The organism is Roseateles sp. P1_C1_2, assembly GCF_056406535.1.
Genome location: NZ_JBFUAB010000022.1, coordinates 17,627 through 29,646 on the forward strand (window position 1 = coordinate 17,627; position 12,020 = coordinate 29,646).

The window sequence follows — 12,020 nt, forward strand, 5'->3', positions numbered from 1 at the left end:
AAGGGTTATTCGTCGCTGCCCAGCAGTTGCAGGTCGACAGCGTCGGCCAGCGCATGCAGCAGCACGCGCTGGGCTTCGACAACGCGCGGCTCGCGGCCGTGGCTGACGCGGATCTGGATATCGGTGTCCTGCAGCAGGCCGCGCCATTCGTCGGCGGCGCCGGGCGGCTGGGCGGTCAGCGCGATGATGCTCATCTCCTGCGCATGGGCCACGGCGACCGCTGCCTGCCAGGCGTCACGCTGCTCGCGCAGCGGCTCGATCATGATGAGGACGTCGCCGGGGTGGCCATGGGCCTGCAGCAGCCGGGCCAGGTCGACGCCGGCGGCGTCGCGGACCTGGGCCGACAGGCTCCAGGCTGCCAGCCCCGGCCTGTCCTGCTCGAAGCGGCCGGCCAGGCGGGCGGCCAGGTAGTCGGCGTCCATGCTGGCCAGGCCCTGGCCGGCACAGAGGATGCGGCTGCCGCCGGTGATGGCGTCCACCACCATCTGTGCGGCCATCGCCAGGGGCCGGGCCAATTGCTCGGCGGCTTGGTAGAGCAGGTCGGCGCTCTCGAAGAACTGCTGCTGGATACGTTGCTCGATCATTGGGGCGCCATCATAGAAGCCCCTCGTCCGGTCTCGCGCCGCTGAACGCGGTCGAGCCTGGCCGGTCCCCCGAGGGGACGGCGATGCTTGTGGCGTTGAGCCGCAAGCACATCGCCTGCGGGCCGGCTAGGGGCGGCCCGGCGCCGGTTCGCGTTGAACACCAACACAGCATCACTCGGTGTCGAAGGCCCCTTGTAACCAGGTGAGTTCGGTGCCGTCGATGGCGACGACATCGAAACGGCAGGGTGGCGGGCTCGCATGGCGCAGCAGATAGTGCTGGGCGGCGTAGATCAGGCGCTGCTGCTTCTTGGCGGTCACGCTGGCGGCCGCGCCACCATGCGAGGCATCGGCCCGGGCCCGCACTTCCACGAACACCAGGGTGCCGTCACGATCGGCCATGATCAAGTCCACTTCGCCCGCCCGCCGATTGGGACCGGCGCCGACTCGATAATTCCTCTCCAGCAGGCGCAAGCCAGCGCGCAGCAGATGCGCAAGTGCTGCATCTTCGGCCGCGTCCCCGCGCGCCTTGGTATCCGGTTTTGATCGAGAGCCCCAGTTGAACATTGACGCCTCCCTGGTTCGCCAGGCCGCCCAGGCTGCAGCCGGCGGCCAGCAGTATCCGGCCGCCACGCTCTATCTCGTCGCGACGCCCATCGGCAATATGGCCGACCTGAGCCTGCGCGCCATCCATGCCTTGAGCCTGGTCGACGCGCTGGCCTGCGAGGACACACGCCAGGGCGCCCAACTGCTGCGCCATCTGGGCCTGCACAAGCCGCTGATCGCCGTGCACCAGCACAACGAGCGCGAAGGCAGTGCCGGCGTCATCACGCGGCTGGCGGCGGGGGAGCGGGTGGCCTATGCGTCGGACGCCGGCACGCCGGCCATCTCCGACCCCGGCGCGGTGCTGGTGCAGGAGGTGGTTGCTGCCGGCTACCGCGTGCTGCCCCTGCCGGGGCCGAGCAGCGCGGCGACGGCGCTGAGCGTGGCCGGTGACACCGCGGCGACAAGCTTCTCTTTCGTCGGCTTCCTGCCGACCAAGGCCGGCGAGCGCCGCACTGCGCTGCAGGCCGTGCTGGCCGTCGAAGGCCAGAGCCAGGTCGTCTTCGAGGCGCCGCACCGCATCGTCGAGTTGATCGCGCTGCTGGCCGAACTGGCGCCGGCGCGGCGCGTGACCGTCTGCCGCGAGCTGACCAAGCAGTTCGAGAGCATCCACACCGCGCCGGCCGACACGCTGCCCGGCTGGCTGGCGGCCGATTCGCAACGCCAGCGCGGCGAGTTTGTGCTTGTGCTGCACGCTGCGGCGCCCCAGGCCACCGCGGACGACGACCTGCCGGCCGAGACCTTGCGTGTGCTCGCGCTGCTGGCGGCCGAGCTGCCGCTGAAGCAGGCCGTGGCGCTGGCGGCGCAGATCAGCGGCGCGCCGCGCAACCGGCTCTACGACGCCGGCCTCAAGCTCAAGCGCGGCGGCGACGAGTGAGCAGGCCGCCGGCGGCCAGGCCCACGGCCAACAGCAGGGCGGGGGCGGGCTCGGGCACGGCAGCGGCCAGCAGATAGATGTTGCCGTTGATGCCGACGGCGTAGAGCGAACCGTCGCCGCCCTCGCCGAAGCTGGTCAGCTGGAAGGTGGAGAAGGGATCGGACAGTTCCGTGCGCGTGCCGTTGCTGTAGCTCCAGACCTTGCCCGCGACGTAGTCGCCGAAGATGTATTTGCCGTCGAGGCTGGCATCCGCGCCGTGATAGACGTAGCCGCCGATGACGGTGCCGCCGACATTGCGGTCGTAGTCGAACAGCGGATTGGTTACCGGGGTGAGCGGCGGCCCGTCGTTGATGCCGGGCGTGGCGATATTGCCTTCACGGATGCGCCAGCCGTAGTTGGCGCCTCGGCCCAGGCCGGCGGCCACGGAGGCGAAGTCCACCTCTTCGCGCGCGCCCTGGCCCACATCACCTATCCACAGGTCGCCGGTTTGGCGGTCGAAGCTGTTGCGGAAGGGGTTGCGCAGGCCATAGGCCCAGATCTCGTCATTGCCGGCCACGCCGACGAAGGGGTTGTCCGCCGGCACCGTGTAGCCGCCCGCGGCATTGGGCGTGATGCGCAGCAGCTTGCCGAGGTTGCTGTTCAGGTTCTGGGCGTTGTTGTCGGGGTCGTTGCCGCTGCCGCCATCGCCGGTGGCGATGTAGAGATGGCCCGGGTCGGCGGCGCTGAAGCCTATCCAGCCTGCCTTGTGGTTGTCGCGCCCGGCCGGCTGGGCCACCGTGATGATGGTCTTGGCGCTGGCCAGATCCACGGCGCCTGAGCCATTGACCGTGTRGCTCGCCACGACGGTGCTCAGCGTCGTCTTGTCGATGTAGTCGACGTAGAAGCGGCCATTGCTGGCGAAGCCGGGGTCGAAGGCCAGGCCCAGCAGGCCACGCTCGCCGCCCGTGTCGACCTGGCCCGACAGATTGAGCCAGGTGGACACGCTGCCGCCACTGTCCTGCACCTTGATGAGGCCGCCCTTTTCGACGACGAAGAGGCGCGAGTCGCCTACCGGGGCGGTCAGGAAGACGGGTTGGCTGTAGCCGGCGCCGACCTGGGTATAGGCCAGGGCCGGGCCGGTGGCCGCGGCGGCCAGGGCCAGCGTGGCGAGCGAGAGAACAAGCTTCATGCAGCGCTCCGTGTTCCGTGAAGGACGGTGACGCTGCATGCTGTCCGGGGCCTGCTCCCGGCGGCCATCCCTAGCAGGGCCATGCCAGGGATGGATTTGTTAGCAGGCGTAATGCGTGGTCATTTCGGCCGCCATTTCCGAATTTGCGGCACGTACGACGCATGCAAGCGGGGAGTTGCGGGCCGAGCGACGGGCCGCTCCCTAGCCGGCCCGCGCCGGCGATGTGCTCGCGGCTCGATGCCGAGAGCATCGCCGTCCCCCCGGGGGACCGACCAGACTCGCTCGCGTTCAGCGATGCGAGGTTGGGCGAGGGGCAGCTTCGCTTCAGCCCGGTGCGCTGGCGGCCCTGGCGTTGTGCTTCTTGCGATGGATGTCGCGGCTGGCGCCGTTTTGCATCGCGGTCAGGTGGCGGCGCTCCTTGGCCGTCACGCTGCCGTCCGCCTTGGCCTTGGCCTCGGCGTTGTCGACGCGGGCCTGTTCCTTCTCCAGGCGCTGGGTCTCGTGGGCCGTCAGGCTGCCACTGGCGGCGCCCTGGGCGATGCGGGCCTGCTGGTTGGCTTCGCGCTTGTCGATGCGCGGCGTGTTGGTGCCAGGGGTCTGGGCAAAGGCGCTGGCGCCGGCCAGGGTCAGCAGGGCGATCAGGGCTTTGTGAGAGGTCTTCATCGAGTGCTCCTTGAGGATGCTGGGTTGCAAGGCCCGTCCACAACGACGTCCTTGCAACCAGGGCCGACATGACTCGCGTAAAAAAGCATGTCCATGCCTTCAGGTGGCTGACGCGCACCTTCCTAGAATCAGCCCATGATCGCCGTCGAACCCACCCTGGCCCGCCTGGCCACCGCCCGCTCGCAACTGCTGGAGCCCTTCGGCCTGACCGAGGCCTCGCTCTCGCAGGCGCTGCGCCTCATCACCGAGCATCGCGTCGACGATGCCGACCTCTATTTCCAGACCACCCGCGCCGAGGGCTGGAGCCTGGAGGAGGGCATCGTCAAGAGCGGCTCCTTCAGCATCGACCAGGGCGTCGGCGTGCGCGCGGTGGCCGGTGAGAAGACGGCATTCGCTTATTCAGACGACATCTCCCTCGATTCGCTGCTGGACGCCGCGCGCACGGTGCGCACCATCGCGGCCGCGGGCCAGAGCAAGAAGGTGAAAGTGCCCAACCAGGGCCGCGTGGCCGGCAGCCGCGAGCTCTATGGCGTGGCCGACCCCATCGCCAGCCTGGACAGCGCCGCCAAGGTCGCGCTGCTGGAGCGCGCCGAGAAGATGGCCCGTGCCAAGGACCCGCGCGTCGCACAGGTCATGGCCGGCCTGGCCGCCGAGCACGAGGTGGTGCTGATCGCCCGTGCCGACGGCACGCTGGCAGCCGACGTGCGCCCGCTGGTGCGCCTGTCCATCACCGTCATCGCCGAGAGCAATGGCCGCCGCGAGGTGGGGTCGGGCGGCGGCGGCGGGCGTTTCGGCCTGGCCTATTTCACCGACGAGATGATCGCGAGCTACGTCGAGCAGGCGGTCCACGCCGCGCTGACGAATCTGGAAAGCCGCCCCGCACCGGCCGGCGAAATGGTCGTCGTGGTCGGCCCCGGCTGGCCCGGCGTGCTGCTGCACGAAGCCGTCGGTCACGGCCTGGAGGGCGACTTCAACCGCAAGGGCTCGAGCGCCTTTGCCGGCCGCATCGGCCAGCGCGTGGCGTCCAAGGGCGTCACGGTGCTGGACGACGGCACCATCCCCGACCGCCGCGGCTCGCTGAACGTCGACGACGAGGGCTGCGCCAGCCAGCGCAATGTGCTGATCGAGGACGGCATCCTGAAGGGCTATATCCAGGACGCGATGAACGCGCGGCTGATGAAGGTCGCCCCCACCGGCAACGGCCGCCGCGAGAGCTATGCCCATGTGCCGATGCCGCGCATGACCAACACCTATATGCTGGGCGGCAAGGACGACCCCAAGGAGATCGTCGCGTCCATCAAGAAGGGCCTGTACGCCACCAACTTCGGCGGCGGCCAGGTCGATATCACGAGCGGCAAGTTCGTGTTCTCGGCCAGCGAGGCCTACTGGGTCGAGAACGGCAAGATCCAGTACCCCGTCAAGGGCGCCACCATCATCGGCAACGGCCCGGACGCGCTGACGCGCGTCAGCATGATCGGCAACGACATGGCGCTGGACACGGGTGTGGGCGTCTGCGGCAAGGAAGGCCAGAGCGTGCCGGTGGGCGTGGGGCAGCCGACGCTGCGGATTGAGGGGCTGACGGTGGGTGGTACGGCCTGATCAGGCCACCACCTTCACGCTCAGCAGCGGCAACCCCGCAATCGTTCCCTCCATCAGATCGCCCGGCACCACCGGCCCGACGTTCTCCGGCGTGCCGCTGTAGATGATGTCGCCCGGCATCAGCTCGAAGGCCTGGGACAGCTGGGCGATCTGCTCGGCGACGCTCCAGATCATCTGGTTCAGGTTGGCGTCTTGCTTCACCGTGCCGTTGACCTTCAGCGTGATGGCGCCTTGGGTGAAGTGGCCGACCTGGGCCACGCGGTGAATGGGCCCGATGGGCGCGGAGCGGTCAAAGCTCTTGCCGATTTCCCAGGGCTTTTTCTGGTCGCCCATGCCGCGCTGCAGGTCGCGACGGGTCATGTCGAGGCCGACGGCATAGCCATAGACGAGGTCCAGAGCCTTGTCGACGGGGACGTTCTTGCCGCCCTTGTGCAGGGCCGCGACCAACTCCAGCTCGTAGTGGTAGTTCTTGGTCAGCGTCGGATAGGGGTGGTCGGTGGTGCGGCCGGGCGGCGCGAACTGCACCGCGTCGCTGGGCTTCTGGAAGAAGAAGGGCGGCTCGCGCGTGGGGTCCGAGCCCATCTCGCGGGCGTGGGCCGCGTAGTTGCGGCCTATGCAGTAGATGCGCCGCACCGGGAAGATCTCGCTGCTGCCGGATATGGGCACGAAGGGCTGGGCGACCGTGAAGGGCGCGGCGGAAGTGGCCGCCGTCGAGGCGCATCCGGCGACAGTCACTCCGGCGAGGCCGGTGACCGCAGCGCCGAGGGCATGGCGTCTTTGCATGGCTTGTCTCCTGTGCAGAGATGCCGATTGCCACRCAAGCCGGTTCGCGGGTCAAGCGGGACTTGCCCGCTGCCGAAAGCTCGCTGCAGCCGGCGTGCTAGATTCTGCTCCCATGTCCCGCGCCGCTTACTTTAGCTTTTGGTTTTTTCCCCGCCCCGGCGGTGGAGAGTCCTGAGCGCGCGCGCTGAACCCAGACTCCCTACAAACCGCCGGGCCTCCAAAGCCCGGCGGTTTTTTGTTTTGTCTCCGGCCGGCGCGTTGCGCCTTAACTTTGCTCCGCAAAGTTAGCCTGCAACGCAACGGCAAGCCATTGTCAGAAAGGCTGATCCGATGAACGCCAAAGTCTCCTCCGTCCAACCCGAAGCCCAGCGCTGGTACTCCCAGGACGACAAGACCAGCGCCACCGATGACGAGCGCATCGTCGACGTGACGCCGCTGCCGCCGCCGGAGCATCTGATCCGCTTCTTCCCCATTCGCGGCACGGCGATGGAGAACCTGATCGGCCAGACCCGCCAGCGCATCCGCAAGATCATGAGCGGCGAGGACGATCGCCTGCTCGTCGTCATCGGCCCCTGCTCCATCCACGACCCGAGCGCCGCGCTCGAGTACGCCCGCAAGCTGAAAGAGCAGCGCGAGAAGTACGCCGGCACGCTGGAAATCGTCATGCGCGTCTACTTCGAGAAGCCGCGCACCACCGTGGGCTGGAAGGGGCTGATCAACGACCCCTACCTGGACGAGAGCTACCGCATCGACGAGGGCCTGCGCATCGCCCGCCAGCTGCTGTTGGAAATCAACCGCCTGGGCGTGCCGGCCGGCAGCGAGTTCCTGGACGTCATCTCGCCGCAGTACATCGGCGACCTGATCGCCTGGGGCGCCATCGGCGCGCGCACCACCGAGAGCCAGGTGCACCGTGAACTGGCCTCGGGCCTGTCGGCGCCCATCGGCTTCAAGAACGGCACCGACGGCAACATCAAGATCGCCACCGACGCCATCCAGGCCGCCGCGCGCGGCCACCATTTCCTGTCCGTGCACAAGAACGGCCAGGTCGCCATCGTCGAGACGCGCGGCAATGCCGACTGCCACGTCATCCTGCGCGGCGGCAAGGCGCCCAACTACGACGCCAAGAGCGTCGCCGAGGCCTGCGCCGACCTGGAGAAATCCAAGCTGCCGCAACGCCTGATGGTGGACTGTTCGCACGCCAACTCCAGCAAGCAGCACCAGCGCCAGCTGGACGTGGCGCGCGACATTGCCGGCCAGATGCGCGAGGGCGGCAAGAGCATCTTCGGCGTCATGGTGGAAAGCCATCTGAACGACGGCGCCCAGAAGTTCACGCCCGGCAAGGACGACCCCGCCGCGCTGGAGTACGGCAAGAGCATCACCGACGCCTGCCTGGGCTGGGACGACTCCCTGGCCGTGCTGGACGTGCTGTCGCAGGCGGTGCTGGCCGGGCGCTGACACAATCCGGGCCATGCAAGCCCGGATCACCGTCATCTTCGAGGCCGTCGCGCCCATCGAGTTGCAGCTCGACGGCGCCGAGGTCTTGGGCTTCGAGGCCGCGCGCCGCTGGCTGGACGAGAACTTCGTCCGTCTGGAGTGCGAGCCCCTGCGCGGTTCCGGCAAGGTGCTGCTGGCCGACAAGCTCGTCGGCATCGCGCTGGCTGCCGGGCCGGCCGCGTTTGCCGACGCTGCCTGGGCGCTGGACTACGCCCGTGCGGCGGCCGGGTCGCTGTCCAAGGCGCTGATCAAGGTCGACGTGCCGCGACTGGCCGTGTCCTACTGAGCGCTGGCGGCCATCGCGCGCAGGGCGTCGAGACTGGGGAAGTCTGACTGCCCGGCCCCCACCAGCGGGTAGTACATGACGTCGCTGCGCAGCATGTATTTGGTGCCCGATGTGACCAGCGAGCCGCGATGGCGCAGCCGGTGCGGGAAGACGACGACATCGCCCTCGTCGCCGCGCACCTCGATCAGCTCGCCGTCGACGTCGAAGGTGGTCGCGCCGCCCTCGTACTCGCCGCCCAGGTAGATCAGGATGGTCAGCAGGCTGCGCTCGCCGTTGCTGCGCTCGAAGGGGCCGTCGACATGCCAGTCGAACTTCTGGTCCTGGGCATAGCGGTAGAAACGAAAGCGCTCGTTCAGGCCCGCCAGGCCGCGTGCCATCCATACCGGCGGCAGGTCCAGCGCGACACGCTTCCACACCTCCAGGGCCAGCTCGAAGCTGTCGAAGATGACGCGGTCGTTGTTGCGGACCTCCGTCTCCAGCTTCACGCCTTTGACCGTGTTGATGGTGGCCGGCTCGAAGCCGAAGCCTTCGGCCTGCTGGATGAAGCGCTGGCAATCGGGGCTGGAGATGACCCGCGGCAGCCGATAGATGCCGTGTCCGAGGTTGTGCATGAGGGTGAGGGCGTGATTGGGTTTACGCTGCCGGGCCTTGAATTCCGCCGGGTCAGCCTCAACTGGCCGCCCGTCGGGCGGTAATGCCCCAGATTCCTCAGAGATTTTCCAACGCCATGACCAAGCAAACCCACGCCTTCCAGGCCGAAGTCAAGCAGATCCTGCACCTCGTCACGCATTCGCTGTACTCCAACAAGGAGATCTTCCTGCGCGAGCTGGTGTCCAACGCCAGTGACGCCTGCGACAAGCTGCGCTTCGAGGCCCTGGACAACGCCGCGCTGTTCGAGGACCAACCCAACCTGGAAGTGCGCGTCAGCTTCGACGAGGAAGCCAAGACGCTGACCATCAGCGACAACGGCATCGGCATGAGCGCCGAGGAGGCCGCCTCCCACCTGGGCACCATCGCCAAGAGCGGCACGCGCGAATTCATGGCCAAGCTGGAAGGCGACCAGAAGAAGGACGCCCAGCTGATCGGCCAGTTCGGCGTGGGTTTCTACTCGGGCTTCATCGTGGCCGACCGCATCACGGTCGAGACCCGCCGTGCCGGGCTGCCGGCCGACCAGGGCGTGCGCTGGAGCAGCGAAGGCACCGGCGAGTACGAGCTGGAAACCATCACCAAGGCCGGCCGCGGCACCGACGTCATCCTGCATCTGCGCGACGGCGAGGAAGAGTTCCTCAAGACCTGGCGCGTCAAGTCGACGATCAGCAAGTACAGCGACCACATTTCGCTCCCCATCCTGATGAAGAAGGAAGAGTGGGACGCCGACAACGCCAAGCAGGTCGTGCTGGACGAGTGGGAGCCGGTCAACAAGGCCTCGGCGCTGTGGAGCCGCAGCAAGAGCGAAGTCACTCAAGAGCAGTACGAAGAGTTCTACAAGCAGATCAGCCACGACAGCGACGCGCCGCTGGCCTACACGCACAACCGCGTCGAGGGCCGTAGCGAATACACCCAGCTGCTCTACATCCCGCAGAAGGCGCCCTTCGACCTGTGGAACCGAGACAAGCGTGGTGGCGTGAAGCTCTATGTGAAGCGCGTCTTCATCATGGATGACGCCGAGGCGCTGATGCCGGTCTACCTGCGCTTCGTCAAGGGCGTCATCGACTCGGCCGACCTGCCGCTGAATGTCTCGCGTGAGCTGCTGCAGGAAAGCCGCGACGTGAAGGCCATCCGCGAGGGTTCGACCAAGCGCGTGCTCGGCATGCTGGAGAGCCTGGCCAACAGCGAGGAGCAGGCAGACAAGGACAAGTACGCCGCCTTCTGGACCGACTTTGGCCAGGTGCTGAAGGAAGGCATCGGCGAAGACCACGCCAACCAGGAGCGGCTGGCCAAGCTGTTCCGCTTCGCGTCCACGCATGCCGACGCCAATGTCAGCCTGGCCGACTACGTGTCGCGCGTGAAGGATGGCCAGGACGTCATCTACTACATCACCGCCGATTCCCTGTCCGCCGCCAAGCACAGCCCGCAGCTGGAGATCTTCCGCAAGAAGGGCATCGAGGTGCTGCTGCTGGTGGACCGCGTCGACGAGTGGATGCTGAGCCACCTCTACGAGTTCGAGGGCAAGACGCTGCAGTCCGTCGCCAAGGGCGCCGTGGACCTGGGCAAGCTGCTGGACGAGGACGAGAAGAAGAAGGCCGACGAGACGGCCGAGAGCCTGAAGCCGCTGTTGGACAAGCTCAAGGAGGCGCTGAAGGACCGCGCCAAGGACGTGCGTGTGACGACCCGCCTGGTCGACTCGCCGGCCTGCATCGTCGTGGAAGAGGGCGACATGAGCGGCCACCTGGCGCGCCTGCTGAAGCAGGCCGGCCAGACCGCTCCCGAGAGCAAGCCAACGCTGGAGATCAACGCCGAGCATGCGCTGGTCAAGAAGCTGGACGGCAGTGCGCACTTCGACGACCTGGCCCAGGTGCTGTTCGACCAGGCCGTGCTGGCCGAGGGCGGGCACCTGGAAGACCCGGCCGCCTACGTTCGCCGCGTCAATGCGCTGCTGACCGGCTGAAGGCGGTGAGGCGCTCGCGCCTCACACGCGTTCCGGCTGCCCCTTGGTGAACGGCGGGATGCCTTCGATGGCATGGTGCGCGGCCTCGGTCGCGTAGGTCAGCGCTTCATCCGCGGTGGCCCAATTGTTTTCGGTCGCTGGCCGATAGCTGTCATCTGTACCCGTGTCGCCGGCCAAGTCGTTCTCGAGGAGCGTGTAACGCCCTTGGAAAGTCTCGCCGCGCGGGATCGCTTCAACCTTGAAGCGCACGCCGAGGTGGAAGTCGATGATGGTCTGTGTCATGGAGGGCTTCTTCAGCGCTTCGTCGTGCGCCGGGCACGGGGCGGCGGTTTCTGCGGCGTCAAGGCGCCGAACCAGAAGTCCACGACCTGCTGGCTGGCGTTCGCCATGGCGGCATTGGCCTGACGCTTGGACGTCGCGGCGACCTGGGCGCGCGCGGAGTTGGCCACTGAGTTGGCGGCGCTGAGCCAGATGCTCATGAACGGGTTCTTCTTGAGCCATGGGTTGGACATGCCGATCTCCTGTCACGCCAGTTGCTGGAGGGTGAAGTCGTGACAGCGACAGCTTGGACGCTTCTCGGCGGCAGGGATGTAGGACCGCGCCGCGTGGGTAAACCCTTGCGCCCTGAGCGTCTTTACGTGGTTTTGTGACGGTTTTGCGACAAGACCCGCCATCGCGGGACTTCCGTACAAGCCGGCTCGCCGCTACTCTCCTACGGGTTTTTACCGAGTTTCTGACTAGATGGTCCAGTTTGAGTTCAGCGAGCCTGTTGCGCCTGTACCGGCAGCCATGGTCACCCGCCGCCTGATGTTGCGCCCGCCCCGGGACAGCGATCTGGACACCCTGACGGCGCTCCACGCCGATCCGGCCGTCAACCGCTTCTGCGCCGCCGCCACGCCGCATGGCCGCGAGGCGATCGAGGCCCAGTTGCAAGCCTGGATCAGCCACTGGCGGACGCGCGGCTTCGGCCATTGGGCCATCGCCGAGCGCGAACGACCCGACAACCTGATCGGTTTCGGCGGCCTCATGCATCGCAGCGTCGCCGGCCACTCGGGCCTCTACCTCTACTACCGCATCACGCCCCAGGCCTGGGGCCGCGGCCTGGCGTCCGAAATGGCCCAGTACGCGATGAGCCAGGCCTTCGAGCAGCACCATGAAGGCGCCGTCGTCGCCGCCGTGCTGCCGAGCAATGCCCCCACGCGCAAGACGCTGGAATGCCTGGGCCTGCGCCTCAAAGGCACCCTCGCCGACGGCCCCGGCAGCGCTGCAGCCCTGCTCTACGAGTTGGGCGCCGACCGCTGGGCGACGCTGCCGCGCGGCGAGCCCGAAGCGATCGCTTTCGCGGCCTGAGAGATTCG

Annotated in this window: 14 protein-coding genes; 6 read left to right on the forward strand and 8 right to left on the reverse strand. The window is 67.6% G+C overall.

Annotated elements, in window-relative coordinates; all coding sequences use genetic code 11:
- Positions 1 to 5: 5 nt before the first annotated feature.
- Both AC1D2H_RS21370 and AC1D2H_RS21375 read right to left on the reverse strand, forming a co-directional pair.
- The gene (locus AC1D2H_RS21370) at positions 6 to 584 is read right to left on the reverse strand and encodes an SIS domain-containing protein (protein WP_477933637.1); all 579 of its coding nucleotides are present in this window, start codon (positions 582 to 584) and stop codon (positions 6 to 8) included.
- Positions 585 to 755: 171 nt separating this feature from the next.
- Complete coding sequence (locus tag AC1D2H_RS21375) at positions 756 to 1,148, reverse strand: YraN family protein (protein ID WP_477933635.1); 393 nt, start codon at positions 1,146 to 1,148, stop codon at positions 756 to 758.
- On the opposite strand from AC1D2H_RS21375, the gene rsmI reads away from it, so the two are divergent.
- Positions 1,141 to 2,061 (forward strand): 16S rRNA (cytidine(1402)-2'-O)-methyltransferase, encoded by a 921-nt coding sequence (gene rsmI / locus AC1D2H_RS21380; RefSeq protein ID WP_478012371.1) that lies wholly within the window; start codon positions 1,141 to 1,143, stop codon positions 2,059 to 2,061. The two genes, AC1D2H_RS21375 and rsmI, sit on opposite strands and share 8 nt — an antisense overlap.
- Here rsmI and AC1D2H_RS21385 read toward each other — a convergent pair.
- Together AC1D2H_RS21385 and AC1D2H_RS21390 are read right to left on the reverse strand one after the other, a co-directional pair.
- Positions 2,039 to 3,229 (reverse strand): PQQ-dependent sugar dehydrogenase, encoded by a 1,191-nt coding sequence (locus AC1D2H_RS21385; protein ID WP_478012372.1) that lies wholly within the window; start codon positions 3,227 to 3,229, stop codon positions 2,039 to 2,041. The two genes, rsmI and AC1D2H_RS21385, sit on opposite strands and share 23 nt — an antisense overlap.
- 324 nt (positions 3,230 to 3,553) lie before the next feature.
- On the reverse strand, positions 3,554 to 3,892 hold the full coding sequence (locus AC1D2H_RS21390; protein ID WP_478012373.1) for a hypothetical protein: 339 nt from the start codon (positions 3,890 to 3,892) through the stop codon (positions 3,554 to 3,556).
- A gap of 135 nt (positions 3,893 to 4,027) precedes the next feature.
- Between AC1D2H_RS21390 and tldD the strand changes: the two genes are divergently transcribed.
- The gene (tldD, locus tag AC1D2H_RS21395) at positions 4,028 to 5,491 is read left to right on the forward strand and encodes a metalloprotease TldD (protein WP_478012374.1); all 1,464 of its coding nucleotides are present in this window, start codon (positions 4,028 to 4,030) and stop codon (positions 5,489 to 5,491) included.
- On the opposite strand, the gene AC1D2H_RS21400 is transcribed toward tldD, so the two are convergent.
- Positions 5,492 to 6,274 (reverse strand): fumarylacetoacetate hydrolase family protein, encoded by a 783-nt coding sequence (locus AC1D2H_RS21400; protein WP_478012375.1) that lies wholly within the window; start codon positions 6,272 to 6,274, stop codon positions 5,492 to 5,494. It abuts the gene before it with no gap.
- Positions 6,275 to 6,604: 330 nt separating this feature from the next.
- Between AC1D2H_RS21400 and AC1D2H_RS21405 the strand changes: the two genes are divergently transcribed.
- Positions 6,605 to 7,729, forward strand: a complete 1,125-nt coding sequence (locus tag AC1D2H_RS21405; protein WP_478012376.1) for a 3-deoxy-7-phosphoheptulonate synthase — start codon at positions 6,605 to 6,607, stop codon at positions 7,727 to 7,729.
- A 13-nt stretch (positions 7,730 to 7,742) separates the two neighbouring features.
- Entirely contained in the window at positions 7,743 to 8,054 is a 312-nt protein-coding gene (locus AC1D2H_RS21410; protein WP_477933618.1) for a hypothetical protein, read from the forward strand.
- Here the strand turns inward: AC1D2H_RS21410 and AC1D2H_RS21415 are convergent.
- The gene (locus AC1D2H_RS21415; protein WP_478012377.1) at positions 8,048 to 8,665 is read right to left on the reverse strand and encodes a 2OG-Fe(II) oxygenase; all 618 of its coding nucleotides are present in this window, start codon (positions 8,663 to 8,665) and stop codon (positions 8,048 to 8,050) included. The two genes, AC1D2H_RS21410 and AC1D2H_RS21415, sit on opposite strands and share 7 nt — an antisense overlap.
- Positions 8,666 to 8,781: 116 nt before the next feature.
- Here AC1D2H_RS21415 and htpG point away from each other — a divergent pair, with 116 nt between their 5' ends.
- Entirely contained in the window at positions 8,782 to 10,662 is a 1,881-nt protein-coding gene (gene htpG, locus AC1D2H_RS21420) for a molecular chaperone HtpG (protein WP_478012378.1), read from the forward strand.
- A 21-nt stretch (positions 10,663 to 10,683) separates the two neighbouring features.
- Here htpG and AC1D2H_RS21425 read toward each other — a convergent pair whose 3' ends face one another.
- Both AC1D2H_RS21425 and AC1D2H_RS21430 read right to left on the reverse strand, forming a co-directional pair.
- Positions 10,684 to 10,944, reverse strand: coding sequence for a hypothetical protein (locus AC1D2H_RS21425; protein WP_478012379.1), 261 nt, complete (start codon positions 10,942 to 10,944; stop codon positions 10,684 to 10,686).
- Between the two features lie 11 nt (positions 10,945 to 10,955).
- Positions 10,956 to 11,174 carry a hypothetical protein gene (locus tag AC1D2H_RS21430; RefSeq protein ID WP_477933610.1) on the reverse strand — a complete coding sequence of 73 codons (219 nt, stop codon included), beginning with the start codon at positions 11,172 to 11,174 and terminating at the stop codon, positions 10,956 to 10,958.
- A gap of 277 nt (positions 11,175 to 11,451) precedes the next feature.
- On the opposite strand from AC1D2H_RS21430, the gene AC1D2H_RS21435 reads away from it, so the two are divergent.
- Positions 11,452 to 12,012, forward strand: coding sequence for a GNAT family N-acetyltransferase (locus AC1D2H_RS21435; protein ID WP_477933608.1), 561 nt, complete (start codon positions 11,452 to 11,454; stop codon positions 12,010 to 12,012).
- The last annotated feature ends 8 nt before the right edge of the window (positions 12,013 to 12,020 follow it).